Here is a 26,970-nt window from a genome sequence, read left to right on the forward strand (position 1 = left end):
CCCCGTTCCGCCGTGTCGCTCAGTGCAGGTCGAGCACCACCACGGACATCGCCGGAAGCGTGGCGGTCAGGGTTCCCCCGGCAATCTGCGCCGCACCAAATGATGCCGGCTTGACCACGTCGGGCTGCTCGAAGCTGTTGTGCGAATCCATGTTCGCGCCCGTCACGATCCTTCCCGAAACGCTGGAGGCAGCGACTCCCGTCAATGCGACCGACAGCGGGATCGCGCGCGTGGGATCCAGGTTCACGAGCGCGACATGCACCTGCCCCGCCGTGTCGCGCACGGCCGATGCACTGATCGCGGGCAAGGCAAAGGCGTCCTTGTGATACCAGGGCGATGTCACGTCGATCGGCAGCACCGTCGCGTCCTGCCAGGGCTTGTACAGGTCGAACACCCAATAGGTCGGCGTCTTGACCATGCGCGCGCCATCGGTGAGCAGCATCGCTTGCAATACGTTCACCATCTGCGCGACCGCTGCCATCTTCACGCGGTCAGCATGGTGCGCGAAGATGTTGAGGTTGACGCCCGCGACGACCGCATCGCGCACGCTGTTCTGCTGGATCAGAAAGCCCGGGTTGCTGCCGGGGGCCGGATCGTACCACGTGCCCCATTCGTCGACGACCAGCCATGTCTTCTTCTCGGGATCGTATTTGTCCATGATCGCCGAATGCTTGGTTACGAATTCGTCCATCTGCAGCGTATGCGCCATGGTGGACGCCCATTCGTTCTCGGAAAAGCCGAGGGCAGGGCCCTTGTCGCCCCAGACCTTGTCGCGCGGCCGCGTGTAGTAATGCAACGCGAGACCGTCGATGTTCTTGCCCGCGAGACGCATCATCGTCTCGGTCCATTCGTAATTGGCGTCGCTCGGGCCGCTCGCGATCTTGAGCAGTTTGTTGGTACCGCCGGCCTTGGCGAACAGGGCGTAGCGGTTGGTCAGGTCCGCCGCATATTCGGCGCGCATGTTGCCGCCACAGCCCCAGAGTTCGTTGCCGATGCCGATGTAGTTGAGCTTGAACGGCGCCGGATGCCCGTTGGCCGCACGTTCCTTCGCCAGCGTCGACCCGCTTGGCGACGTCATATACTCCACCCATTGCGCGGTTTCGCTTGGGGCTGCGCTGCCGACGTTCGCCGACACGTAGGATTCGGCGCCCAGACGCTCGACGAAACCCATATATTCGTTCGTTCCGAACGCGTTATCCTCGTCGACGCCGCCCCAGTTGGTGTTGATCTTGACCGGGCGCTTGGCGCGCGCACCGATCCCGTCCCGCCAATGATATTCGTCGGCGAAACATCCGCCGGGCCAGCGAACCATCGGCACCTTGATCGCCCTGAGCGCATCCAGCACATCGCGCCGATAGCCGTGGTCGTTGGGGATGGCCGATTTCTCACCGACCCAGATCCCGCCGTAGATGCCGTGCCCGAGATGCTCGGCGAACTGTCCGAACACCTGCCGGTTCATCCGTGGCCCCGGCCGATCGGCGTGGATTTCGCCCGTTGCGCTCGTCGCGGGATCAGCGCCCTGCTGCGCAACGGCCATTGCCGGAAGACTTGCGACGCCCAAGCATAAGGCAAGACGAACATGATGCAGCATCGCGATAATCCCTCTCCGAATCGTTGCCACACCCTTGCTCGAGGGGTTGCTCTTTGATCGATCTTGTCTGAGTATAAGTGGCAAGCCGTGACGTCAACGGCGCAAGCACGGTGCCGTCGGACCGGCCCTGGAGAAGGACTTTCATGTTCAAGGCCATCGCAATCATGACGCTTTCCGTCGGCGTTCTAGCCGCCGTTGCCCCTTCTGTAGCCCAGGCCGCCAGCGCGGATCGCACGCGGTTCGGGACGCTTGCCGATGGCGAGACGGTCGAGGCCGTCACCTTGACCAACGCGCACGGCATGCGCGCCCGTATCCTCAGTTACGGCGCGATCCTGCAGGCGGTCGAAGTCCCGGATCGCGACGGCAGGGTTGCCGATGTCACGCTCGGTTACGCGGACATGCGGGGATATCTCGCCGCGCCGAACTACTTCGGCGCTACCGTCGGTCGCTATGCCAACCGCATCAAGGGCGGTCGTTTCTCGATTGACGGACGCAGCTATTCGCTGGCGCTCAACGACAAGACCAATGCTTTACACGGCGGCGTGAAAGGTTTCGACAAGCGGCTTTGGCGGATCGTCGAGGCGGCAGGCGGCGCAAAGGCCCATGTCACCCTCGCCTATACCAGTGCCGATGGCGAGGAAGGCTATCCCGGTGAATTGCGCGTCACGGCCACCTATACGCTGAACGACGCCAATGAATTGTCGGTCGAATATCGCGCGACCACGACCAAGCCGACGATCGTGAACATCACCAACCACAGCTTCTTCAACCTTGGCGGGGAAGCCGCACAGCGTTCGATCTATGACGCTGTGCTGACCATCCCGGCCGACATGACGACACCCGTCGACGCAACGCTGATCCCGACCGGGCAGCTTCGCCCGGTGGCCGGCACGCCGTTCGACTTCCGCCAGCCGACCGTCATCGGCAGCCGCATCCGCGATGCGAGCGACCCGCAAATCGTCTTCGGCCAGGGCTATGACGAGAATTTCGTGATCGCGCGCGATGTGAGCAAAACACCCCGCCTCGCCGCAAGGGTCGAGGACCCGATGACGGGGCGCACGATGGAAGTGCTCTCGAACCACCCCGGGGTACAGCTCTACACCGGGAATTTCCTGGACGGGACGGCGGTCGGCAAATCGGGCCACGCTTATCGTCAGGGCGACGGACTCGCGCTCGAACCGCAGGTGTTCCCTGACACGCCCAATCAACCGGCGCTCGGATCGGCGCGGCTTGACCCTGGCCAGACGTATCGCAACGTCATCGTCTATCGCTTTTCGGTGAGCGCGCGCTGATGCGCGGCTTGGCGACCGGCATCGGTTTGCTGCTCGCCGGATCCGCTGCGACGAGCGCGCTGGCGGCACCGAAGCTGGGCGGGGTGCTCGGCGACCATGCGGTCGTCCAGCGCAATCAGCCAATCGTCGTGACAGGCGAAGCGATCCCGGGCGAAGCGGTCACCGTCGTGCTCGGGGGGCGATCCGCCCAGACACGCGCGCAGAAGGACGGACGCTTTCGCGCGACCCTGCCGCCGCTGCCGGCCGGGGGTCCCTATGACATGCTGGTCATGGCACCCAGTGGCACGACGCAGCTTCATGACGTGCTGCTCGGCGACGTCTTCCTGTGCTCGGGCCAAAGCAACATGGAAATGACCGTCGAGCGCGCGCAGGACGGCTTTGGCCAGACGATGGGGTCTGCGGACGATCAGCTTCGGCTCGTGACGATCGCAAAGGCGACATCGGCAAAACCGCTCGACCATTTCGGACAGCAGCCCGTCTGGGCGGCCGCCGGGGCGCAGACGACCGGCGGGTTTTCCGCCGCGTGCTTCTACATGGCGCAGGCGCTCCGCAAGGCCGCCAACATACCGATCGGTGCGATCCATGCGAGCTGGGGCGGATCGCAGATCGCCGCCTGGATGGGCGAGGATGCCCAGCGCGCAGCCGGGCGGGGCGCGCAGGCCGATTTGCTCGCTCTGTACGCGCGTGATCCCGCGGCAGCGAGTCGCGCGGCGGGTCGCGCGTGGGAAGACTGGTGGCGCGACAAAACCGGCGACAGGCCAGGACAGGAACCGTGGCAACCGGACGCCGCGCTCGACTGGCACCCCGTGCCGCGGATTACCTTTTACGAGAATTGGGGTGTCCCGGCGCTCGAGACATATCTCGGCATGCTCTGGTATCAGAAGACCGTCACATTGAGCGCCGCCCAGGCGCGCCAGATGGCGACGATCGCCATCGGCGCGATCGACGATGCGGATCGGACCTGGATCAACGGCAAGCCTGTCGGCGGTCGTGGCGGGTGGGACGCCCGTTCCTATACGGTCCCCGCCGGAACGCTGCACGCTGGCGTAAACGTCATCACCATCAACGTCGAAAATGCCTATTCGACCGGCGGCATGCCTGGCCCTGCGGAAGCGATGAAGTTGACCTTCGCTGATGGCAGTGCCGTGCCGATTGCCGATGGCTGGCGTTATGCCGTCGCCCGGCGTGTCAGTGGCACCACCCCGCGCGTGCCATGGGACGACATTACCGGTGCGGGCACGATCTACAATGCGATGATCAGCCCGCTTGGTCAGACCGGACTCGCCGGGGTGGCGTGGTATCAGGGGGAGTCCGATACCGCCTATCCGGGCTATGCCGACCGGCTGACGGCGATGATGGCGGAATGGCGCAAGCAGGTCGCGGTGCCCAATTTGCCCTTCGCGATCGTGTCGCTGCCCGGGTTCGGCACGCCGTCGATCGCGCCGGGCGATAGCGGGACCGCGCAGGTCCGCGAAGATCAGCGCCGCGTCGCGGAGCGTGACGGGCATGCCGCCCTGGCCCAGGCGATCGATCTCGGTGATCCGCTCGATATCCATCCCGGCGAGAAGCACGAAGTGGGCCGGCGCCTGGCACGCGCGATGGGCGCGCTCGCCTATGGCACGCCGACGTCAGCATCGGGGCCACGCGCCACGCACGTCGCGCGCGCGACCAGCGACGCGGTCAGCGTGACGTTCGACGGGGTTACGGGCGCGCTCCATACGCGCAGCGCGACGCAGGCGACGGGGTTCGAGCTTTGCGGGGCCGCGGCCGGGTCATGCCGGTACGCGGTGGCCACCGTCGCGGGGAACCGCGTGACGCTGACCGGCGATGGCCAGCCTGCGACGCGCGTTCGCTATGCCTGGGCGGACTTCCCGGTCGTCAACCTGGTCGACGACGCCGGACTCCCGGCAGGCCCCTTCGAGTTGGCGCTTCCCTAGGCGTCGCCGGCAAGCGTTCGTCGGCCGGGCGAGCGGCCTGCGCAGAACCGGCCCGGCGCACCATACGGCGCACCCGCGCACCGCGGTGAACGCGGTCGTACGGCGCGGGGCGCCGCGCCTACACCCAGCTCACCGCGACTCTTGCGGCCGATCCACGACCCGAAATTGCCCGCCGCAGTGCATCAGGCTCAGCAATTGCAGCATGCCGTCGAAATAGCGCTGCTCTCCGGTTGGAACCGGCATGTCCCATAGCTTTTGCAGAAACGCCCTGGAATTAGGCCCCGGTGTCGCCGCGAACCCGCCGACGGCGGTGGCTGCGACCATGCCTGGTGAATGCCGGGTCGAGAGCGGCGTGCCGTCCAGCGTATAACGGTCCGCGAACCGGTCGATCCCCTGCCCGATAAGGAACGCCTGTATCCGGTCGCTGAGCACGCGCTGCCGGACGTCCTTGGCCCACCAGCCGTAATCGACCGACCAGTTGCTGACGGTTCGCCAGCTATCGTAGCCGAAGGGATCCGGGGTCTTGTCGCGGGTCAGCATCGGCGATCCGTCGAAATGGCTGCGATCCGGCGCGAGGCCGGTCGATGGATCGGTCACCCGTACGAACAGGTCGCGGCTGACATCGGCAGCCTTCGCCCAGAAGGCCCGATCCTCGACCGGCCCCCAGCGCGACCATAGTTCGTAAAAGGCCGGCAGATGATAGGAGGCATCGGTCCCGCCGACGTCGGTCTCGGCGACGAAGCGTACCATTGCGTGCGCCTCGTCCACCATCGGGCCGACCGTCGCGTGGCGTGGGCGATTGTCGGGGTGGAAAGGCGGCCAGGGCGTTCCATCCCGTGCCGCCTGCGCCGCCATCGCGCGATTGTTGATGCTCGGCCATGGCGCCGCGGGCATGGTGAAGGGCGGATCCTGCGGATGGATACGGAACGGCGACATCCCGCTGGTTACCGGGTGGTGCCGCATCCCGCGCAGGATCCGGTCACCCTCCGCCTGATAATCGTAGATCCCGGTCCCGTTCCCCCAGCGGCGCGCGGCGAAATACAGCGCCATCGCGTAATATTCCTCGCCGTCGGGCGCGGCGCCCGTCGACCGCGGGGATCCGTCCGTCCCCATCGACCAGGCGAAATAGCCGATCGATGGATTCTGCGGGTCGGTGATCTGCATGTAGGTCTTGGACCAGTTCCACAGCGCATCGAACTCGCGCTTCTTGCCAAGCTGGACGGCGATCATCATACCGTAGCTCATGCCCTCGGTCCGGGCGTCGTTATTGGCCCAGTCGGTCACATACGCCAGCGGCCCGTTCGCGTTCGCGCCGCTTTCGAAATAGATCCGTTGTTCCTGACCATCTCCGTAGAACAGCTGGTGGAACACCGCATCGATTTTCGCCCGAGTCTGGGCGTCGGTCAGACCGAGCTGTTCGGCGAACAGGTTACGATAATGCCCGGTCTTGACCGCACCCGCCCCCGCTCCGTCGAACCGCGTGATCGGACCCAGCGGCCTGTCCTGATACCCGCTATCGATCGTACCGGGCGGGGGCGTGGAGGCGGCGGGTGTCGCGCCGGTCTGCGCTGCGATCGGCGAGGCGGCACAAGCAAGCGCCGCCAGCCCCGCAGCCATCAACGAGCGTTGCGGCCGCATCATCCTGCTCTCCATCGCCATCCTTCTCCGTCTCGCGCATCTTCCGGCACGATTTTGCTAACGCAATCATTCGAAGGCTAGCGCGTCTTTTGCCCATTGCAAGCGAACCGTGGCGAGCCGATGATCGCACTCACCGCCATCGGCGCGATGGTAATGATAGCGATAACGCCCGACAGCGGCGCAGTTCCATGGAGAGTGACGGTGCGTGTGACAGCTTGGATGGCGCTTGCGTGCCTTGGCCTTACGGCAACTGGCGCTGACGCGCAGGATCCCCCGCCGGAGCACGCAGCAACGCCGGTCACCATTCCGCTCTGGCCGAACGGCGCACCTGGCAAGGACGCGCGTCCTCCCGCCCCCGAGATCGGGCGCGACTATTGGGTCCGCAACATTCGACAGCCGACGGTGCTCGCCTATCCCGCAAAGAAAGAGCACAACACCGGCGCTGCCGTGGTGATTTTCCCGGGGGGCGGCCACAAACTGCTGGTCTGGACCAACGAAGGCACCAAGGTGGCCACCGCGCTGAACCGGATGGGGGTGTCCGCGTTCGTCCTCAAATACCGCCTCGCGAACGAGCCCGGCGCGCCATATTCGGTCGAAGGGGACGCCGCCGATGACGCCCGGCGGGCCGTGCGCTGGGTCCGCACGCACGCCGCCGATTATGGGATCGACCCGGCCCGCATTGGGGTCATGGGGTTCTCGGCCGGGGGCGAACTGGTGTCGCTCATCGCGGACAATCCCGAGCCTGCCGGGCGACCCGTTACCGACCGGATCGACCGGCAATCGGCGCGCCCTGATTTCCAGATCCTCGTGTTTCCCGGGCCGCGCGGCATCCCTGCGAAGGCCGTCGCCGACGCCCCGCCAGCCTTCATCGTGGCCGGAAGCCGCGATCCCTGCTGCGCGACACCGTCGGTCGCACTGTACGAACAACTGCGCGCCGCTGGCGTTTCGGCCGAGTTGCATATGTTCGCAGACAGCGGGCACGCGTTCAATCTGGACGAATCCAACCGGATCTCGATCCTCCACTGGCCCGATCGGCTCAACGACTGGCTGGCGGATGGCGGATGGCTGGAGCCGCATCGCACCAAGTCCACCGCCCCGGTGCCAGGGACCGACCGCTAGCGACAGGAGATACGACCGTCCCGTATCTGACCAGGGGGCGAAGTTTCTGCGGCAAGGGGGAGCGAACGAACACGTCGCCCGTTTGGGCAGCATCGTCGCCTTTCCGGAGCAATTCGTTCGCCATGAAGATCGCGCTCAAGCCCATCGCCGAGCAAGTCATCGTCATTACCGGAGCCAGTTCCGGGATCGGGCTTGTCACGGCCAAACGCGCCGCCGCGCAGGGCGCCAAAGTGGTGCTGGTCGCACGCAACGCGGAATCGCTACGCGAAGCGGTCGAGGGTATCACGGCCGCGGGCGGCGATGCCATCTTCGCGGTTGCCGACGTGGGCGACATCAAGGCCGTTCGCGCGGCGGCTGCGGCAGCCCGGACGCGCTACGGACGGATCGACACCTGGGTCAACAATGCCGGTACCGCCATTTACGGCAAACTGATCGACACGCCGCTGGACGAACACGAACGGCTGTTTCGGACAAACTATTTCGGCGCGGTGCATGGCGCGCTCACGGCTGTCTCGCACCTGCGCGATCGAGGAGGGGCAATCATCACGGTGGGATCGATCGCTTCGGACCTCCCCTCCCCGATCCTGAGCGCCTATGCGGCGTCGAAACATGCGGTGAAGGGGTTTGTCGATGCGCTTCGCATGGAGCTGATCGCCGACGGTCTGCCGATCGCGGTCACGCTGATCAAGCCATCGGGAATCGATACGCCGATCGCGCAACATGCCGCCAACCACGTCGAAGGCGAGGCGCTGATCCCGCCCCCCGTCTATGATCCAGCCCTGGTCGCCGACGCCATTCTGGACGCCGCGCAACACGTCCGCCGGGACATTACCGTTGGCGGGGCCGGACGATTGCAGGTGTTGATCGGCACGCACTTTCCTGCGGCGCTCGATCGACTGTCGGGTTTCCTGATGCCGGCGCTGTCGGACACGACGCGTCCGAAGACGGCATCGACCACGCTCTTCGAGCCGACCCAGCGGGGACAGGAACGGTCGGGGGTCCAGGCGGGTCGCCAGACGAGCCTGTACACCACGGCCGGACGCCACCCCGGCACGGTCAGAGCGGTGACCCTTGCCGGCGTCGCGGGGTTGGCCGCCATTCTGCTGGTACGGCGCCGCGCATCGGTCACCGCACTAGACAAGGACTGATCTTGCTCAAATTCCTCGTCGCCGAAAGCGAAACGGCAGAAGATCGCGCCGAACGTCGCGCACATGTCGGCAAGAGCGCTGGCGAAAGCTATGCCGCGACGCTGCAGCAGCTTCGGCCGGATGCGTCGATCACGATCGCCGCGCCTGCGGATGCGGATGCGGTGGTCTACTCGCCGGACGCGATCCGCCGGTTCGACGCGGTCTTCATCACCGGGTCGCCGTTGCACGTCTATGAGGACAGCCCGGAGGTTGCTCGCCAGATCGCATTCATGCGCAACGTCTTTGCATCGACGACGCGCGCTTTTGGATCGTGCGCGGGACTGCAGCTGGCGGTCGCCGCAGCGGGCGGCACGGTGCGCAAGATGCCCGAGCGGATGGAAGCGGGAATTGCGCGCCGCATCACCGCGACGGACGCCGGACGCGCCCATCCGCTGCTCGCCGACCGGGCGGCCAGTTGGGATGCTCCGGCCATTCATGGCGATGAAGTCGAACGGCTCCCAGCGGACTCCACGCTGCTGGCGAGCAACGCGGTTACGGCCGTGCAGGCGGCCGAAATCCGCCACGACGGTGGTGTGTTCTGGGGCGTGCAATATCACCCGGAACTCGCGCCGGGGGAGATCGCAGCGGCCTTGCGGCGTCAGGCTGAGGCGTTGATCGAAGCCGGCCTGGCGGCGGACGAAGCCGCCGTCGCGACCAGAGCCGATCTGCTCGACGCGCTCCAGCACGACCCCGACCGACGCTCACTACACTGGGCGCTCGGCATCGACCGCGAATTCGCCGCCGAGGCACGCCGCCGAACCGAACTCTCCAACTTCATCGCGCAGGTAGACCAGCGGCGACCGTAGCGGTCAGCGGCATTGCTCAGAGCAAGACGCCGAAGCTGGCAGCCGCCGCCAGAACGATGCCGATCGCCGCGACCACGCTTGCCCCGCCCGCGATCCATTTGGACCGCGCCACCATCGCGATCGACAGCAGCACGATGGCAAGCTGAAGCGCGGTCTCGCCAAGTTCGAACCCTTCGCCGCGCCGTGCGGCGGTCTCGCCGGCTTCGCGCTGGCGGGCTCCCGCGTCTTGAAGCTGGCCGATCCCGTGCCCGGCGGCATCGGGCGCGCGCAGCCGAAGCGCTTCCTGATGCCACTTGGCACGATCGGCCGGCATCGCGCCTGGCTGCGCGGCTGCGGTCTTGAGCACCGTTTCCCGGACGATCTTGGCCTGCATGTACGCAAAGCTGTCGGACGCAGCGATGCCCTGCAGCAGGCTTTCGCGCTGCGCGCCCGCCGCGCCCATATGGACGATCGCAAGGGCGACGGCGAACCCGCCGACCATCAGCGATACACGATCGCGAAACCGCCGCTCCCGCTCGCGCTCCGCACGCTCGGCCGCGTTCGAGCTTTCCTCGGCGCGTTCGATCGCTTCGTCGATCAGATCCTTGGCGTCGGCGGGTTCCATCATCACTCCAGACCGGGCGGCACAGTGCCGCGAACAGGCGCGGTACTACCGCTTTGCCGGCCGATCACCAACCACCGATCCGGTCACAGGTTGGCCTGTTCCTCCTTGGGGAGCTCGTCGTCGGGGCCATAGTATAATTCGGCACATTCCGCCCGCAGGCATCCGCCCTCGAACACGATGTCGTCCCGATAGGCGTTGCGGACGAAATCCAGCGTATCGGTATGCCGGGCCTCGAAATACATCGGATGCACATCGGCCGCTTCGGCACCGTAGACGACGCGCCCGACCTTCGACCAGATCGACGCCATGGTGCACATGCCGCACGGCTGCAGCGTCGAGTAGAGTGTCGCGTTCCGCAGCTCCAGTTCCCCGGTCGACTCGCAGGCACGCCGGATCGCCATCATCTCGGCGTGTGCGGTGGCATCGGGCAGTTCATGCGTCTGGTTACGTTCCCCGGCGATCATCTTGCCGTCCAGCACGATCACCGATCCCAATGGAGACGTCGACGGGTCGGAACCCTTCGACCGCGCGATCTCGATTGCGCGGCGCATCCACTTTTCGTCATCCTGCGTCATCACATGCCTCTTCCGCTTCGGGGGATGCAGCTGAAGCGGATCAGGACGCCATCCGTTCCCGCCGCCCGCCCATCACGCGGTGAGGTACGCACCGGCCAAACGCCGCACGTCGACCTGCGCCTTAAGCCGCGCCGCCAGCAATGCGGTTCCGCTGATCTTGCGCTGGACGAACAGCGTGTCGACCGGCGGAATGTGCCAGGTGTCACGATCCCGTGCCATATCGATGCCCTGGTCCCGCAGCACGCCGACAAACGCGCGATCGCCGAAATCGAACACGCCCGGCTTGTTGAGTTCGCCCAGAATCACATCGATCATCCGGTCGACCAGCGCGCGATGCGCCGTCACCGCGGCGGCGCCGAGGAACCCTGCCGCAACCGCCGCCTCGCGCACCGCATCGCGCTCCCCCGCCAGTCCCGCTACCAACAATGCGCGGTAGCCCTGCGCGGTCGCCGCGGGCACCACCCGCGTCGCGCCGAAGTCGAGCAGGATCAGTCGCTCGGTTTCCGGCTGCCAGCGGTAATTGCCGAAATTGGGATCGGTCTGCATCAGCCCCCAATCCAGCAGTTCCCGCAGTACCAGATCGATGAGATGTCCCGTCACCCGGTCGCGAACCGGCTGTGGCGACGTGTCGAGCGATTCGATCGGCACGCCCCCGACGAAATCCATCGCCAGCACGTGCGGCGTGGTCAGTTCGGGAAACAATTCGGGCACCACAAACTGTGGCGCATCGGCAAGCAGCGCGCCGTAGCGCGCGAGCATCTCCCCCTCGCGCAGATAGTCGGCTTCCTCGTGCAACTGCCGTTTCGCCTCGCCCAGCAACGGCGCAACATCGAGGGTCTTGGGCAGGACCCCCGACACCCGCAGCAGCGTCGCAACGTTGTCCACGTCCGAATCGATGCTGCTCTTGACGCCGGGATATTGCACCTTGATCGCAAGCTCCCGGCCATCGGGCAGGCGCGCGCGGTGGACTTGGCCGATCGACGCGGCAGCGATGGGATGCGCCTGGAAATGGGCGAACCGCCGCCGCCAGTCCTTTCCCCATTCCCGGGTCAGCACCATGTCGAGCTGCTGCGGCGGCATGTGGTGCGCGCTGTCGCGCAGACGGCCCAGGATCGTCGCGAGTTCGGGGGGCAGCATGTCGCCCGCATCCATCGAGATCATCTGCCCGAGCTTCATCGCCGCTCCACGCAGGTGCGACAGCTGGTCGGCCACGCGAACGGCGTTGCCCGGGGTCAGCAACAGGTCGCCCATGCGGGGAACCTCTCCGCTTGCCAGCCGCCGCGCCCCCTCCGCCACGACACCGCCGGCGACGCCACCGGCGAGCCGGCCGAAGACGCCAAGTCTCGCCAGTCGTCCGCTCGGCACGGACCGGCCCTTGCTGCGATTGTCGGTCACGGGGTTTCCTTGGCTGTCGTGGTTCGCGGCATCACCCGACCCGCTCGCGGTCGAGCCTCCGCGCGACACGTTGCAGATGGGGTCGTATCTTCAGGAAGGTCACATAAGCGCCTTCCATCATCGCCAGGACCCAGGGCACGCGCGCCGCGAGCCCGAGCAGACGTAACCGTGGAATAACGCGCCACATCGCAGCGAAAGCCGCCGCCCCCGACACCATTACCCCGTTCTCGCGCGCATGGAACCGCGCGAGCAGGTCTGCCCGGTCGATCGGGCAACTGGCGCCGGCAGGATCCGCGACGTCGACGAAGAGGATCGCACGATCGCGGTCCAGCCGCTGCATCAGCGCGATCTCGCGCCGACACAGCGGACATCCTCCATCGTACCAGACCGTGAGCATCGCCATTCGCCCTATATGGGGATCGTTGGATGCCGTTCGAGGGGAGCGGTCGATCAGGCCTGCCCATTGGTCAGGATTACTTTGCCGCGCGGATGCTCGTTCTGCGCATAGGCTTGTGCATCGCGGACCGCTTCGAGGGGAAATCGCTTGGCGATCGTCACGACGATCGAACCCGCGGCGATCAGCGCGATGACCTGCGCCAATGCCGTTGCATCCGGCTGCGCATGCCAGCGCGGCACCGTTCGCACGTCGTGCTCGGCGGCCTTCTGTTCATTGGGATCGAGCGTCGAGACGAGAATTCCACCTTTGCGCAGCACCGCGAAGGAGCGATCCTGCGTCTCGCCCCCTTGCGTGTCGAACACCATGTCCAGGCCGCTGGCCACATCCTCGAACCGCTCGTTCTTGTAATCGACGACGACATCCGCCCCGAGGCTCCGGACGAAATCGAGGTCCTTTTCCGAGGCGGTCGCGACCACGCGTGCGCCCTTCCACTTGGCGAGCTGCACCGCGATATGGCCGACTCCGCCGGCCGCACCGTGGATCAGGATCGACTGACCTGCGTCCAGGCCGCCATGATCGAACACGCCCTGCCATGCCGTCATCGCCGCGAGCGGCACTGCCCCGGCCACGTCCAGCCCGACCGCTTGCGGCACCGCGACCGCTTCCCCCGGCTTGAGCACCGCCAGCGTGCTCTGCGCGCCCCGATCGGTATCGATGAACGCGCAGACACGATCCCCGATTGCGGCATCTCCCCCGCTCGCGCCGACGGCCACCACCGTCCCCGACAGGTCGCGGCCCAGCACGATCGGCAACTTGTCTTCACCGAGCGGCGGATATTTTCCCTCGGCAATCTTCCAGTCGACCGGATTGATGCTTGCCACCGCCATGCGCACGAGTATTTCGCCCGGCGCAAGCTCGGGAACGGCGATGTTCGCCACTGCAATGACGTCGGGTCCGCCGAAGCGCTCGATCCGGACGGCACGGGCGGTGGTGAGATCGGTCTGGTCGGTTTCGGACATGGCGGGCCTCCTGGCGGGGTTACCGCGCGTCAACGAGCCACCCGGCCAATGGTTCTCCCGAAGGCCCCGCCGGCCGCGCGCACGTCCGCCTGCCGTCGGCCAGAAGGCGGATTGCCCGGATATTGCGTATTTGTCATGGTTGTCGGAACACGGATCGGCCCTGCGTCGTTCTGAAGCGCGTATCTCTGCGTCTAAGCAAATCTACCTACATTTTCAGTTCGTCACACTGCCCGATGCGGGTGGTAATCGGTTTACCAGAACAACGTCGGCCTCATGCCCCGACACACATACGGAGCGTAGCAATGAAGGACAGCGGATCCCCAGAGATCTCGCGCCGGGGCATTCTTGCCGGCGGCGCGGCAGCCGTGGCAGTTACCCGGGTTCCGGCGGTCGAGGCCCAGACCTCGCTGCGTCCCGGCGACAAGGCCCCCGCGATGGCCAAGATCACCATGACGGTGAACGGCAAGCGCCGTGACCTGAATGTCGACACGCGCACGACCCTGCTCGACGCGCTGCGGGAGCATCTGCACCTTACCGGCACCAAGAAGGGCTGCGACCACGGCCAGTGCGGAGCCTGCACGGTCATGGTCGACGGCAAGCGCATCAATTCCTGCCTCAGCCTGGCGGTCATGCACCAGGGCGACAAGGTCACCACGATCGAGGGTCTCGGTACCCCGGAAAAGCTGCATCCGATGCAGGCCGCCTTCATCAAGCATGACGGCTATCAGTGCGGCTACTGCACGCCTGGCCAGATCTGTTCGGCAGTAGCGGTGCTGGAGGAAATTCGCGCGGGCGTCCCCAGCCACGTGACCGGCGACCTCACCACCAAGGCACCGATATCGAACGCGGAAATGCGCGAACGCATGAGCGGCAACATCTGCCGTTGCGGTGCTTATTCGAACATTCTCGAAGCCATGACCGATGTTGCGGAGACGCGCGCATGAAGCCCTTTACCTATGAACGCGCCGCCTCCCCTGCTGCGGCGGCGGCTGCGGTTGCGCGGACGCCGGGCGCCAAGTTCATTGCCGGCGGTACCAACCTGCTCGACCTAATGAAGCTCGAGATCGAGGCACCATCGCATCTGATCGACATTCAGGACCTGAAGCTCGACCGCATCGAGCCGACCCAGGACGGCGGCTTGCGGGTTGGGGCGTTCGTGTCGAACACGACGCTCGCCGCGGATGCACGCGTGCGCCGCGACTATGGCGTGCTCAGCCGGGCGATCGTCGCGGGCGCGTCGGGCCAGTTGCGGAACAAGGCGACGACGGCGGGCAATTTGCTGCAACGGACGCGTTGCCCGTATTTCTACGACACCAATCAGGCCTGCAACAAGCGCAAGCCCGGTTCGGGTTGCGCGGCGCTCGGCGGGTACAGCCGCCAGCTGGGCGTTATCGGGACGAGCGATGCCTGCATCGCGACCTATCCCGGCGACATGGCGGTCGCGATGCGGCTGCTCGATGCCAGGGTCGAGACGATCAACCCGACCGGCCAGGCCCGCACGATTCCGATTGCCGACTTCTACGCGCTCCCGGGCACCACGCCGCACATCGAGACGACGCTCGAGCGGGGCGAGCTGATCACCGCGGTCACGCTACCCAAGCCGCTCGGCGGCACGCACGTCTACCAGAAGGTGCGCGACCGCGCGTCCTATGCGTTCGCGCTCGTGTCGGTCGCGGCGGTCGTCCAGAAGGACGGCAGCGGTCGCGTCGCGATCGGCGGCATCGCACCCCGTCCCTGGCGGATCGAAGCGGCGGACGCCCAGCTGCCGAACGGGGCCAAGGCCGTCGCCACACCGCTGCTGGCCGGCGCTCGCCCCACCAAGGACAACGCATTCAAGGTTCCGCTGGTCGAGCGTACGCTCGCGGCGGTGATCGCGGAGACACGCGCATGAAGTTCACCACGCCTGCGGGCCAGAACCCGATCGACCAGATGAAAGTCGTCGGCAAGCCGCACGACCGCATCGACGGCAAGTTCAAGACGACCGGAACCGCGCCTTATGCCTATGAACGGCATGATGTCGTCGCCAACCCGGCGTATGGCTACATCGTCCACGCAGCGATCGCCAAAGGGCGGATCAGCGGGATGCATCTTGCCGAAGCCAAGGCAGCGCCTGGGGTCCTCACGATCGTCACGGCCGCCGAGGCGGGCAAGCTGACAAAGGGCGACTTCAACACGGCGATGCTGCTGGGCGGGCCCGAGATCCAGCACTACCACCAGGCGATCGCGATCGTCGTCGCCGAAACGTTCGAACAGGCGCGCGCCGCGGCGGGGCTGGTCCGCGTCGATTACACGCGCGACAAGGGTCGGTTCGACCTCACGGACGCGCTCAAGACCGCTCCCCTGCACGGCAAGGGCAAGGGCGAGAAGGGTCAGGAAAAGGGCTCGGGCGAAGACCGCGTCGGCACGTTCGAAAGCGCGTTCGCCGGCGCCAGCGTCAAGCTCGACGCGCATTACACCACGCCCGACCACAGCCATGCGATGATGGAGCCGCACGCTTCGCTTGCACGCTGGGACGGCGACAAGCTGACGGTGTGGACCTCGAACCAGATGATCAACTGGGGCAAGGGCGATGTCGCCAAGACGCTTGGCATCCCCAAGGACAATGTCCGCCTGATTTCGCCTTATGTCGGCGGCGGGTTCGGCGGCAAGCTGTTCGTGCGGACCGACGCGATCATGGCCGCGCTCGGTGCACGCGCGGCGGGACGTCCGGTCAAGGTCGCGCTGGCGCGGCCGATGATGTTCAACAACACGACTCACCGTCCGGCGACGACGCAACGGATCCGCATCGGCACCGACCGCAGCGGCAAGATCACCGCGATCGCGCACGAGAGCGGTTCGGGCGATCTGCCCGGCGGCGGCCCTGAGACGGCGGTGTCGCAGACCAAGTTGCTCTATGCGGGCGCCAACCGGTTGACGTCGATGCGTCTGGCAGTGCTCGATTTGCCGGAGGGCAATGCGATGCGCGCGCCGGGCGAGGCACCGGGCTTGATGGCGCTCGAGATCGCGATGGACGAGATGGCCGAGAAGCTCGGCATGGATCCGATCGCGTTTCGTGCGCTCAACGACACGCAGGTCGATCCCGAAAAGCCCGAGCGCCGCTTCTCGCAGCGCCAGTTGATCAAGTGCATGCAGGTCGGCGCGGAGCAATTCGGATGGAGCAAGCGCACCGCCAAGCCCGCGCAGGTGCGGGATGGGCATTGGTTGGTCGGCATGGGCATGGCAGCGGGCTTCCGCAACAACATGACGATGAAGTCGGCGGCGCGGGTCGGGATCGATCGCAAGGGGATGATTACCGTCACCACCGACATGACCGACATCGGCACCGGCACCTACACCATCCTCGCCCAGACTGCGGCGGAGATGATGGGTGTCGATCTGGACCGCGTGCGCGTCGATCTGGGCGATTCGGACTCGCCGGTTTCGGCGGGATCGGGCGGTCAGTGGGGTGCGAACAACTCCACGGCGGGTGTGTACGCGGCTTGCGTCAAGCTGCGCGAGCAGATCGCGCAGAAGCTCGGCTTCAATTCGGCGGACGTGGAATTTGCAGACGGTAAGGTACGCTCGGGCAATCGCAGCATCTCGCTGAGCGAAGCTGTCGGCGATGCAGGTCTGTCGGCGGAAGATGCCATCGAATATGGCGACTTGGGCAAGCAATATCAGCAGTCGACCTTTGCCGGGCATTTCGTGGAGGTCGGCGTCCATGCCTATACCGGTGAGGTCCGCATCCGGCGGATGCTGGCGGTCTGCGCAGCCGGACGAATTCTCAACCCGAAGTCGGCGCGTAGTCAGGTGATCGGCGCGATGACGATGGGCGCTGGCGCCGCGTTGATGGAAGAGCTCGTCGTCGACAAGCGCTTCGGCTTCTTCGTCAACCATGATCTGGCGAATTACGAGGTGCCGGTTCATGCCGACATTCCGCATCAGGACGTCATCTTCCTCGACGAGGTCGATCCGACATCTTCGCCGATGAAAGCCAAGGGCGTCGGCGAACTCGGCCTCTGCGGCGTCGGCGCGGCAATCGCCAATGCCGCCTACAATGCGACGGGAATCCGCATCCGCGATTACCCGGTGACGCTCGACAAGATGCTCGACCGCCTGCCCCCGGTCGCCTGAGCGCGCGCCCGAGGATCGCAGGTCTTGGACAGCCGATATGACGTGGCGATCGTCGGCGGCGGTGCGGCGGGCATCGCCGCCGCCCGCACGCTGGCGGGATCCAGTCGAAGCGCGATCCTGCTCGAAGCGGGGCCGCGCCTCGGCGGCCGGGCGCAGAGCGTGCCGCATCAGGGGGTCGCGCTCGATCTCGGATGTGGCTGGCTGCATTCTGCCGAGCGCAACGCCTGGACAACGGTCGCGGAAGCGTCAGGCGTGGCGATCGATCGCGGGATGCCAGCCTGGGGCCAGCAATTTCGCAACCTCGGCTTTTCGCCGCATGACCAGCGTGCCGCGAGGACGGCGTTCGAGCATTGGCTGAAACGGATGGAACACGCGCCGCCGTCGAGTGACCGAGCGTCCGATTCGTTGCTGCCCGACTGCGCCTGGAACGGGCATATCGCGGCGATGACCGGCTTCATCAGCGGCGTGACACCCGATCGAATCTCGGTCGCCGATTACCTGGCGTATGAGAATGCCGCGACCGACTGCAACTGGCGCCTGCCCGGTGGCTATGGGACGCTCATCGTCATGAGCATGCCCGCGGACGTCGCTCACCATGTATCGACCCCGGTAGAAAGCGTACTGCTCGAGGCGAACGGGGTTCGTCTGACGACGTCGGCGGGGGACATTACCGCCCGCGCCGTCATCCTCACCGTATCGACCGCGGTCCTCGCCGGAAACACGATCACCCTCCCCGACGCACTGGAGCCATGGCGCGCTGCGGCAGCGCAATTGCCGCTCGGCCGCAACGAGAAGCTGTTCCTCGCGATCGATGGTCCCGCGCCTTTCGAAGCGGAGACACAGGTCCTCGGCAAGCCGGGCGAGGCATCAAGCGCGTCTTGCTATATCCGGCCGCTCGGATGGCCGGTCATCGAGTGCTTTCTCGGTGGTGAAGGCGCGCGCCGGGCCGAAGCCGAGGGCGAAGATGCGGCGTTTGCGGATGCGATCGACGATCTCGTCGCGCTGTTCGGAACCGACGTGCGCCGGTCGCTCCGGCCGATCATCGCCTCGGCGTGGAGCGCCAACCCGCGGATCGGAGGCGCCTATAGCTGCGCGCTGCCGGGTCACGCCCCTGCACGGGAGACGTTGGCACTGCCGTTTAATGACCGGATTTTCTTTGCCGGCGAAGCCACCAATCCGATCGACTTCAGTACCGCGCATGGGGCGCACGACAGTGGCGTGCGCGCCGCGCGGGAGGCGGCAGCTGCATTGCGCGCATAGCGTATTTACTTGAACGATCTAAGCCCTTCCCCGGCGAAGGCCGGGGCCCAGTTGCGGGCCGTAGGGTGGAGAGCATCGCGCCCAATGCTCTCGGCCACCTCTACTCGGCCCCGGCCTTCACCGGGGAAGCGCTCCTTTTTTTAGACCGTTGGGCGTGCCCTACCGATCGAACGGGTTCTTCGGCGCGCGGAGCGTGAGCCGGACCGGCACCGCGCCGAACCCGAGATCCCGCCGGATCCCGTTGATCAGATAGCGCTGATAGCTCGTCGGCAACTGGTCGACCCGCGTGCCGAACAGGACGAAGCCCGGCGGACGAGTCTTCGCCTGCGTCAGATAACGCAGCTTGATCCGCTTGCCCCCTGGCGCGGGTGGCGGGTTGGCCTCGACCGCGCGTTCGAACCAGCGGTTGAGCTCGCCCGTGCCGACGCGGCGCGACCAGGCATCGCGCGTGTCGAATGCGACCTTGAGCAAAGTATCGAGCCCCTTGCCGGTCGCCGCGGAGACGGTCAGCACCGGCATGCCCTTGATCTGGCTGAGGCCGTCCTCGAGCGCGGTGCGGATGCCGTTGAATAGGCTCGAGGCATTCTCAGCGACGTCCCACTTGTTGATTGCGACGATCAGCGCGCGGCCTTCTTGAAGCGCGGCATCGGCGATGCGCAGATCCTGCGATTCGAGCCCGCGCGTCGCATCGAGCAACAGCACGACGACTTCGGCGAAATCGATCGCGTGGAGCGCATCGGCGACCGACAGCTTCTCGAGCTTGTCCTGCACATTGGCGCGCTTGCGCATCCCTGCGGTGTCGATCAGCCGGACTTTCCGCGCATCCTCGCCTGGCTCGCGTTCTGGATCATGCCAGATCCAGTCGACCGCGATCGAATCGCGGGTGATGCCGGCTTCGGGGCCGGTAATCAGGCGGTCTTCGCCAAGGATGCGGTTGATCAGCGTGGATTTGCCCGCGTTCGGACGCCCGATGATCGCCAGCTTGAGCGGCGCGTCGGGGGCATATTCCTCGTCGACGTCGGCGTTGGGAATGTCGTCGCCAGCCGCGTCCTTCTCGGGTTCGATGAAGGGGAGCAGCGCGTCGAACAATTCGACCAGCCCTTCGCCATGCTCCGCCGACAGTTCGACCGGATCGCCGAAACCGAGCGAGAGCGACTCGAGAATGCCGTCTGCCCCGGCCTTGCCCTCGGCCTTGTTGGCGACGAGGATGACCGGGGTGGTCGATCCGCGCAGCCAGCGCGCGATCTCCTCGTCGAGGGGCACGATGCCCGCGCGCGAATCGAACAGGAACAGCGCGACGTCGGCCTGTGCGACCGCGGCCTCGGTCTGCGCGCGCATCCGGCCGGGCAAGGACGCGGCGTCCTTGTCCTCGTAACCGGCGGTGTCGATGACGCGGAAATCGAGCCCGACGAGCGTCGCCGCCCCCTCGCGCCGATCGCGGGTCACGCCGGGGCGATCGTCGACGAGCGCGAGTTTCTTTCCGACGAGACGATTGAAGAGCGTCGACTTGCCGACGTTCGGCCGGCCGATAATCGCGACCACAGGGAGACTGGACATGCGCCTCCCTTAGGGCAAGCGCACGTCTTCGTCACCCCGCCGTGTCGCGGTTACTTATAGGCCGCGAGACGACCCTTCTGGTCAAGCACATACAGCGTCGAATTGGCGACGACCGGCGGCAGCGTGAATGGTGCCTTCGATTCGATCACCGTGCCCAGTTTGCCGTTCTCGACCGAGGCCGAAACGATCTGCCCGAGCGAGTTGGTCAGCACGAGACGACCGCCAGCGAGCACCGGGCCGTACCAGGTGATCGGGTTGGCCTTCTTCTTGTCCTTGATCGTGCCGTCCTTCTGGACCTTCTCGCTCTCGAAATGGCGCAGCTGGCTGATCCACCGGACCTTGCCCGTCGCCCGCGCAAGACAGACCAGTCGCGCATCGTCGGTCACGATGAAGACCCATTCGCCGGCAACCCAAGGGGTCGAGATGCCGGCGAAGTTCTGCTCCCACAGGCGCTGGCCCGAGACGATCTCGAGCGCGACCATGCGGCCGCCCTGCCCGACCGCGAAGACGATCCCGCGGTCAATGACCGGGTCCGCGTCGATATCGGCGAGCGACGACACCGAGGTCGAGATCGACGAGCGCGACAGCGCGTCCTGCCACAAGGTGCGACCGTTCTCGTAGCGATAGGCGTTGAGCTCGCCCGAGGAGAAGCCTGCGACGACCGTGCCCTGGCTGACCGCTGGTGCCGCGACGCCGAACACGCCCTGCGTCTCGATCGAGCCCGAGGCGGTCCAGACGACCGTGCCATCGGCCTGTGACAACACGTACAGCTGGTTATCCTGGCTCAGGACGTAGATCTGGCCATTGGCAACCGACGGCGCGCCACGCAGCGGTGCGCCTGGCTTGGCCCGCCACAATTCCTTGCCGCTTGCCGCATCGAGCGCGACCACATCGCCGAGGCCGTCGGTCGCGAACACCTTGCCGTCGTCGAAACTGACGCCGCCGCCGAAGCGCGCGCTACGAGCCTTCTTGTCGGTCGTCGCGATGCTGGCGTCCCAGGCGCGCGCGCCGGTGCTGGCCGAATAGGCATGGACCATCGCGTTGACGTCGATCGCATACAGTCGACCGCCGCCGATGACCGGTGCTGCACCGAGCCGCTGGCGATTGGTGCCGCCGTCGATCGTCACGCTCCAGGCGCGATTGAGCGACGTGCCTAGCGTCAACTGGCCGAGCGACTTGGAGGCGGAGCCACCTGGCTGCGCCCAACTGTCGTTGGTCGCGGCCGGCGGCACGAGGACCTGGACCTCGGCGATCGTCTTGTCGGCGATCACGTCATTCTCGCCCTGCAAGATCGCAATGCGATTGCCGAGCACCGGGGTCTTCTTCTTACCCTTGAACGTCGCGCAGCTGCTCAAGGCGATGGCGGAGACCGCAACCAGCAAGACTCGATTGGTCATCTTCATTGCGACTTCTGTTCCTTCGGCTCGTTCACGGCATCAACCCCCAATACGCCGGCCATCTGAACCGCGCGTTGCCGGACGGTCTCTGCGACGTCGGGTTCACGTGCGATCTGGCCGTACAACGTCCCCGCGAGATCGCGGCGCCCCATCTTCAAATACGAAACGGCAACCATCTCGCCGGCGCTGCCGAACCATGGGTTGCCCTTCACGGCCAATCCGCGCAGCCGGGAAACAACCACGTCGGGCTTGATCGTGTCGAACTCGGCGCTGGTCTGCCGGACCAGTGCGAGATCGCGGAACGGCTGACCGATCGATGCATCGTTCGCGATCGCCGCAAATTTCGCAGCGGCGCCGCGCAGATCGTTCTTCTGGAGCAGCAGATCGGCCTGGCTCATCAGCGCCAGCGCGCGATAGCCCTTTACCCCGGAATCAGCGAGCGTCGCCAGTTCGGCGTCCGTGCCCGACCGGCGTGCGCCCATATCCTCATAAGCCTTGCTCAGCGCCTCGCCCTCGTCGCCCGCGACCGATTGCTGGTGCGCGCGATAGATCTGCCACCCACCGAAGCCGAGCACGATCAGCACGACGACAACGATCGCGGCAATGCCGTAACGGCGCCAGGCGGTCGCCATCTGGTCGCGGCGGAGTTCCTCGTCGACTTCCCGGAGGAATGCAGCATCGGTGTTGGGTGGCACGGCCACTGGGAAACTCCATCGGATGGGGCGGGAAGGAGCGGACCTTAGCCGTGCGACCGCCTAAACAAAAGCGGGCAATCGTTACGCTATGGTACGATAGGGAAACGGAGCGGACTCAATCCTTGGGGGCGTAAATCTGCTCGGCACCCGGAAAGGTGCGCGCACGGACCTCCGCCGCATAGGTTGCGGCTGCGGCGGAAATGCGGCCACCCAGATCATCGTATTTCTTGACGAAGCGCGCGGTGCGCTCGAACAGGCCAAGCATGTCCTCGGCGACCAGTACCTGACCGTCGCACTGCGCCGACGCGCCGATCCCGATCGTCGGGCAATCGACCATCCGGGTCAGCTCGATCGCAATCGGTTCGACCACGCCTTCGATCACCAGCGCGAACGCCCCCGCCTTGGCGATCGCGCAGCCATCCGCGACGATCTTCTCGGCCTCGGCCGCGGTCCGGCCGCGCGCGCCATAACCGCCGAGCGTGTTGACCGCCTGCGGGGTGAGCCCGACATGTCCCATCACTGGAATTCCGCGTTCGCTGAGGAAACGGACGGTCGGCGCCATCGCGGTGCCGCCCTCCAGCTTCACCGCCGCCGCGCCGGTCTGCTTGAGCAGATATGCCGCGCTTTCGAACGCCTTTTCGGGCGATGCCTCATAGCTGCCGAACGGCATGTCGATCACCACGACCGCATGATAGCTGCCGCGCACCACCGCAGCGCCATGCGCCGCCATCATCTCGAGCGTGACCGGCACGGTCGAGGGAAGGCCGTAGATCACCTGCCCGAGGCTGTCGCCGACCAGCAGCATGTCGCAATGCGGGTCGAGCAATTGCGCATTGCGCACGGTATAAGCGGTGAGCATCACCAGCGGGTCGCCCTTCCCCTTGCGCGCGCGGATCGCGGGGACGGTGAGGCGCTTCATCGGCGCGGGCGTCGGATTGGCGCGGCTGGTCGCGGTGTCGATCGTGAAGGTCGTGGACATGGCGCGGGAATAGCGGCTTGCGCGGCCCCGCGCCAGTCGGGCGCGTCAGTCGACCGTCACGCCCTTCCAGAAGGCGAAGCGATCCTTGATCTCGGCGGCCTTGGGCTTGGGGTCGGGGTAATACCAGGCCGCGTCGACGTTGCGCTTGCCGTCGACAACGAGCGTCTTGTAGCTCGCGTCGCCCTTCCACGGGCAATGCGAGTGCGTCGCGCTCGGTTCGAACAGGTCGGCGACGATGCTGTCGGCGGGGAAATAATGGTTGCCCTCGACGATCACGGTATCGTCCGACTGGGCGATCACGGTTCCGTTCCAGCGTGCGGTCGGCATGGGCTTGGTCCTTCGGGTCAGGGCTTGAGGGCCTCAACATAGGTATCGGGCTTGAAGCCTGCCAGCAGCACGTCGTCCTTGACGAGGATCGGGCGTTTGATGGCGGAGGGGTTGCTGAGCATAATCGCGAGCGCCTTGTCGGCGTCGAGGTCGGTCTTGTCGGCGTCGGGGAGCTTACGGAAGGTCGTGCCGGCGCGGTTGAGGACGCTTTCCCAGCCGAGCTGATCGATCCATTGGCGCAGGAGCGCGGGGTCTACGCCTGCGGTCTTGTAGTTGTGGAAGGTGTAGGCGATGCCGTTGGTGTCTAGCCAGGTGCGGGCTTTTTTTACGGTGTCGCAGGCTGGGATGCCGTAGAGGGTTGCGGGCATTGGGGGCCTTTCTTTGGAGCGATCGTTCGATAGCGGGTCGCCCCCGAAATTGCAGCAGTTCCGGTTCCGCCCACTAGCGGACATTCGAAATGTCGGGCAGCGTTCAACCATGATCGCTGCCATCCTGCTCCTCGCTATCAACGCGCCCATTTTGGGTTGCGATCTGGCCGACATTAACACCGCCCGTTCTTTGCATGAAGCACTTGGCCGTCGAGCTGCAAAGATTATAGCGGCGGCATCGGCAGGAGGCCCGAATGCAGACGCCTTGCTAGACGGATTGATCGATCAATCCGCCAGCTTCGCCCTCGGCGCTGGGGATGTGGGACGACCGCTCGGAACGGGCGTGGCGGGTGCTCGGTCGATGGCCGAAACCATGAACGCTGACCAGTTCCGTTTTCTTGGTTGGGATTACATTGACGGGCCCGCCGATGCTTGCGGCAAGCAATCGGTCAAGGTGGACTTCATCAGCAGCACTGACCAGCGTATCTCACAGGTCGAGTTCACGTTCCTAAAAGCGCGGCTGATCGCTGCGGAAGGTTGGGAGCGGTCGTTCGAGACTGGAACACTGCCCCGCCCGGCACCTGCTCGAAATGGCAGCTAACCACCAATTTTCGCCGTTCAGCCTGAGGCGTCGGCAGCGGACATTTGAGGGGTCACGCTTCCACTTCCGTCATCCCCGCGGAGGCGGGGATCCATACTGGCTGACAGCGCAGTACAGGACGGACGGTGCTAATGGATTCCCGCCTGCGCGGGAATGACGGACGGGTTGCAAGTAATTCCGCCCCCCCACCGTCCTACCCGTGACGGCCGCGATCCATCGCGATGTGACTCCGCACATGATCGGACAGGACCCCGGTGGACCCCGGGCCAAGCCCGGGGTGACGCAGGATTAAGGTCAGCGCGACCCCTCAAGCCGCCTCGAACATCTCCGGCGACAGCGCCATCAGCGCCTCGGACCCGCCCTCAATCTTGCGGCGCAGTGCGCCAGCCTCGGGCATCACGCGCTCGGCGAAGTAGCGTGCCGTCATCAACTTGGCGTCGAGGAACTTCACGTCCCCCTCGCCCGCTGCCTTCAGCCTGGTCGCGGCGACCGCCATCCGCAGCCACATCAGCCCGACCGCGACGATCCCCATCAGGTGCATGTAGCTGTGCGCGCCCGCGCCGACGTTGTCGGGGTTCTGCATGCCGTTCTGCATGAACCACAAAGTCGCCTGCTGGAGCTCGCCATTCGCCTTTTCCAGCGCGCCCGCGAACACGGCGGTCGCGGGATCGGCCTTGGCGGCGGCGACTTCCTCGGCCACCACCTTGAACAGCGCCTGCACCGCACGTCCGCCGTTCTGCGCGAGCTTGCGGCCGACCAGATCCATCGCCTGCACGCCGTTGGTGCCTTCGTAGATCATCGCGATCCGCGCATCCCGGACATATTGCTCCATGCCCCATTCGGCGATGTAGCCGTGGCCGCCGTACACCTGCTGCGCGTTGGTCGCGATGTCATAGCCCTTGTCGGTGCCATAGCCCTTGATCACCGGCGTCAGCAGCCCGAGCAGATCGCCCGCGAGCTGCTTCTCTTCGTCGCTGACCGCGGCATGTTCGAGATCGGCCTGGAGCGCGCCCCACAGGCAGAGGGCGCGAAGGCCTTCGGTCAGCGCCTTCGACTCCATCAGCATGCGGCGGACGTCGGGGTGGACGAACAGCGTGTCCGCCTTCTCGCCCGGCTCCTTGGCGCCAGTGAGCGAGCGGCCCTGGCGGCGGTCCTGCGCATATTGCACCGCATTCTGATAGGCGACTTCGGCGACGCCAAGGCCCTGCAACCCGACGCCGAGGCGCGCGGCGTTCATCATGATGAACATCGCCGCGAGGCCCTTCATTTCCTCGCCGACGAGCCAGCCGGTCGCGCCGTCATAGTTCATCACGCAGGTCGAATTGGCGTGGATCCCCATCTTGTGCTCGATCGAGCCGCAGGTGACCGCGTTGCGTTCGCCGATCGACCCGTCGTCGCCGACCATGAACTTGGGCACCACGAACAGCGAAATGCCCTTCGAGCTTTCCGGCGCGCCCGGCGTCTTTGCCAGCACGAGGTGGATGATGTTGCTGGTCAGGTCATGCTCGCCCGACGAGATGAAGATCTTGGTACCGGTGATCTTGTACGATCCGTCGGCCTGCGGCTCAGCGCGGGTGCGGATCAGGCCGAGGTCGGTGCCGCACTGCGGCTCGGTCAGGTTCATCGTCCCGCCCCATTCGCCGCTGACCATCTTGGGGACGTACTTGGCCTTCTGCTCGTCCGAGCCCTTGACCAGCAACGCGGCGATCGCGCCGTGCGACAGGCCGGGGTACATGGCGAACGCCATGTTGGCGGAGATCATATATTCCTGAAACGCGGTCGAGACGACGTGCGGCATCCCCTGCCCGCCGAATTCCTCGGGCGCGCTGAGCGTTCCCCAGCCCGATTCGACAAACGCCTGATAGGCCTCCTTGAAGCCCTTGGGCGTGGTGACCGAACCGTCGTCATGCCGCACGCAGCCTTCCTGATCGCCCGAATAGTTGAGCGGGAACAGCACTTCGGCGACGAACTTGCCGCCCTCGTCGAGCACAGCATCGACCACGTCTGGGGTCGCGTTCTGGAAGCCGGGGAGATTGGCGTAGCTCTGCATGCCGATCACGTGATCGAGGATGAAGCGGGTGTCGCGGACGGGGGGCGTGTACTGGGGCATGGG

24 protein-coding genes are annotated in these 26,970 nt (G+C 65.9%); 10 read left to right on the forward strand and 14 right to left on the reverse strand.

The genetic code is table 11. The features are described from left to right. Positions 1–19: 19 nt before the first annotated feature. Positions 20–1,537 (reverse strand): alpha-L-arabinofuranosidase C-terminal domain-containing protein, encoded by a 1,518-nt coding sequence (locus tag L8G49_RS16800; protein WP_242186884.1) that lies wholly within the window; start codon positions 1,535–1,537, stop codon positions 20–22. A gap of 197 nt (positions 1,538–1,734) precedes the next feature. Here L8G49_RS16800 and L8G49_RS16805 point away from each other — a divergent pair, with 197 nt between their 5' ends. Next, positions 1,735–2,883, forward strand: a complete 1,149-nt coding sequence (locus tag L8G49_RS16805; RefSeq protein ID WP_242186885.1) for an aldose epimerase family protein — start codon at positions 1,735–1,737, stop codon at positions 2,881–2,883. Continuing rightward, positions 2,883–4,820 carry a sialate O-acetylesterase gene (locus L8G49_RS16810; RefSeq protein ID WP_242186886.1) on the forward strand — a complete coding sequence of 646 codons (1,938 nt, stop codon included), beginning with the start codon at positions 2,883–2,885 and terminating at the stop codon, positions 4,818–4,820. The genes L8G49_RS16805 and L8G49_RS16810 overlap by 1 nt, the downstream gene beginning before the upstream one ends. Positions 4,821–4,949: 129 nt before the next feature. Here the strand turns inward: L8G49_RS16810 and L8G49_RS16815 are convergent, their stop codons facing one another. Continuing rightward, positions 4,950–6,461: a glycosyl hydrolase family 8 gene (locus tag L8G49_RS16815; protein WP_242186887.1), complete on the reverse strand. Its 1,512-nt coding sequence runs from the start codon at positions 6,459–6,461 to the stop codon at positions 4,950–4,952. A 198-nt stretch (positions 6,462–6,659) separates the two neighbouring features. On the opposite strand from L8G49_RS16815, the gene L8G49_RS16820 reads away from it, so the two are divergent. The 3 genes from L8G49_RS16820 (at position 6,660) to L8G49_RS16830 (ending at position 9,570) form a co-directional block, all read left to right on the forward strand. Next, positions 6,660–7,577 (forward strand): alpha/beta hydrolase, encoded by a 918-nt coding sequence (locus L8G49_RS16820; RefSeq protein ID WP_242186889.1) that lies wholly within the window; start codon positions 6,660–6,662, stop codon positions 7,575–7,577. Positions 7,578–7,699: 122 nt separating this feature from the next. Beyond that, complete coding sequence (locus L8G49_RS16825) at positions 7,700–8,725, forward strand: SDR family oxidoreductase (protein WP_242186890.1); 1,026 nt, start codon at positions 7,700–7,702, stop codon at positions 8,723–8,725. Between the two features lie 2 nt (positions 8,726–8,727). Continuing rightward, positions 8,728–9,570 carry a type 1 glutamine amidotransferase gene (locus L8G49_RS16830; protein WP_242186891.1) on the forward strand — a complete coding sequence of 281 codons (843 nt, stop codon included), beginning with the start codon at positions 8,728–8,730 and terminating at the stop codon, positions 9,568–9,570. Positions 9,571–9,586: 16 nt separating this feature from the next. Here the strand turns inward: L8G49_RS16830 and L8G49_RS16835 are convergent, their stop codons facing one another. From L8G49_RS16835 to L8G49_RS16855, 5 genes are all read right to left on the reverse strand, one after another. Further along, complete coding sequence (locus tag L8G49_RS16835) at positions 9,587–10,177, reverse strand: DUF4337 family protein (protein WP_242186892.1); 591 nt, start codon at positions 10,175–10,177, stop codon at positions 9,587–9,589. Positions 10,178–10,257: 80 nt separating this feature from the next. After that, positions 10,258–10,749: a nucleoside deaminase gene (locus L8G49_RS16840; protein WP_242186893.1), complete on the reverse strand. Its 492-nt coding sequence runs from the start codon at positions 10,747–10,749 to the stop codon at positions 10,258–10,260. Between the two features lie 72 nt (positions 10,750–10,821). Beyond that, a complete protein-coding gene (locus L8G49_RS16845; RefSeq protein ID WP_242186894.1) occupies positions 10,822–12,144 on the reverse strand; it encodes an AarF/ABC1/UbiB kinase family protein in 1,323 nt (440 codons plus the stop codon). A gap of 31 nt (positions 12,145–12,175) precedes the next feature. Beyond that, the gene (locus L8G49_RS16850; protein WP_242186895.1) at positions 12,176–12,547 is read right to left on the reverse strand and encodes a DUF393 domain-containing protein; all 372 of its coding nucleotides are present in this window, start codon (positions 12,545–12,547) and stop codon (positions 12,176–12,178) included. Between the two features lie 47 nt (positions 12,548–12,594). Continuing rightward, positions 12,595–13,560: an NADP-dependent oxidoreductase gene (locus L8G49_RS16855; protein ID WP_242186896.1), complete on the reverse strand. Its 966-nt coding sequence runs from the start codon at positions 13,558–13,560 to the stop codon at positions 12,595–12,597. Between the two features lie 302 nt (positions 13,561–13,862). Here L8G49_RS16855 and paoA point away from each other — a divergent pair, with 302 nt between their 5' ends. The 4 genes from paoA to L8G49_RS16875 are packed head-to-tail and all read left to right on the forward strand — an operon-like array spanning position 13,863 to position 18,933. After that, positions 13,863–14,504, forward strand: a complete 642-nt coding sequence (gene paoA / locus L8G49_RS16860) for an aldehyde dehydrogenase iron-sulfur subunit PaoA (RefSeq protein ID WP_242186897.1) — start codon at positions 13,863–13,865, stop codon at positions 14,502–14,504. Next, positions 14,501–15,451, forward strand: coding sequence for a xanthine dehydrogenase family protein subunit M (locus tag L8G49_RS16865; protein ID WP_242186899.1), 951 nt, complete (start codon positions 14,501–14,503; stop codon positions 15,449–15,451). The genes paoA and L8G49_RS16865 overlap by 4 nt, the downstream gene beginning before the upstream one ends. Beyond that, a complete protein-coding gene (paoC, locus tag L8G49_RS16870; protein WP_242186902.1) occupies positions 15,448–17,673 on the forward strand; it encodes an aldehyde oxidoreductase molybdenum-binding subunit PaoC in 2,226 nt (741 codons plus the stop codon). Before L8G49_RS16865 ends, paoC begins: the two co-directional genes overlap by 4 nt. 24 nt (positions 17,674–17,697) lie before the next feature. Next, positions 17,698–18,933: an FAD-dependent oxidoreductase gene (locus L8G49_RS16875; protein WP_242186903.1), complete on the forward strand. Its 1,236-nt coding sequence runs from the start codon at positions 17,698–17,700 to the stop codon at positions 18,931–18,933. A gap of 159 nt (positions 18,934–19,092) precedes the next feature. On the opposite strand, the gene der is transcribed toward L8G49_RS16875, so the two are convergent. From der to L8G49_RS16905, 6 genes are all read right to left on the reverse strand, one after another. Next, a complete protein-coding gene (gene der, locus L8G49_RS16880; RefSeq protein ID WP_242186904.1) occupies positions 19,093–20,490 on the reverse strand; it encodes a ribosome biogenesis GTPase Der in 1,398 nt (465 codons plus the stop codon). Positions 20,491–20,540: 50 nt separating this feature from the next. Beyond that, positions 20,541–21,893, reverse strand: a complete 1,353-nt coding sequence (locus L8G49_RS16885; RefSeq protein ID WP_242140114.1) for a PQQ-binding-like beta-propeller repeat protein — start codon at positions 21,891–21,893, stop codon at positions 20,541–20,543. Further along, positions 21,890–22,588, reverse strand: coding sequence for a tetratricopeptide repeat protein (locus L8G49_RS16890; RefSeq protein WP_242140113.1), 699 nt, complete (start codon positions 22,586–22,588; stop codon positions 21,890–21,892). The genes L8G49_RS16885 and L8G49_RS16890 overlap by 4 nt, the downstream gene beginning before the upstream one ends. Positions 22,589–22,697: 109 nt before the next feature. Continuing rightward, the gene (gene panB / locus L8G49_RS16895; protein ID WP_242140112.1) at positions 22,698–23,561 is read right to left on the reverse strand and encodes a 3-methyl-2-oxobutanoate hydroxymethyltransferase; all 864 of its coding nucleotides are present in this window, start codon (positions 23,559–23,561) and stop codon (positions 22,698–22,700) included. A gap of 45 nt (positions 23,562–23,606) precedes the next feature. Further along, a complete protein-coding gene (locus L8G49_RS16900; RefSeq protein ID WP_010163901.1) occupies positions 23,607–23,888 on the reverse strand; it encodes a DUF427 domain-containing protein in 282 nt (93 codons plus the stop codon). A gap of 17 nt (positions 23,889–23,905) precedes the next feature. Further along, the gene (locus tag L8G49_RS16905; protein ID WP_242140111.1) at positions 23,906–24,256 is read right to left on the reverse strand and encodes an ArsC family reductase; all 351 of its coding nucleotides are present in this window, start codon (positions 24,254–24,256) and stop codon (positions 23,906–23,908) included. A 109-nt stretch (positions 24,257–24,365) separates the two neighbouring features. Between L8G49_RS16905 and L8G49_RS16910 the strand changes: the two genes are divergently transcribed. Further along, the gene (locus L8G49_RS16910) at positions 24,366–24,857 is read left to right on the forward strand and encodes a hypothetical protein (protein ID WP_242186905.1); all 492 of its coding nucleotides are present in this window, start codon (positions 24,366–24,368) and stop codon (positions 24,855–24,857) included. A 307-nt stretch (positions 24,858–25,164) separates the two neighbouring features. On the opposite strand, the gene L8G49_RS16915 is transcribed toward L8G49_RS16910, so the two are convergent. Next, entirely contained in the window at positions 25,165–26,967 is a 1,803-nt protein-coding gene (locus L8G49_RS16915) for an acyl-CoA dehydrogenase C-terminal domain-containing protein (protein WP_242140109.1), read from the reverse strand. Positions 26,968–26,970: the final 3 nt, after the last annotated feature.

Origin of the sequence: Sphingomonas sp. CARO-RG-8B-R24-01, from assembly GCF_022662295.1 — a bacterium.
Classification (GTDB): Bacteria; Pseudomonadota; Alphaproteobacteria; order Sphingomonadales; family Sphingomonadaceae; genus Sphingomonas.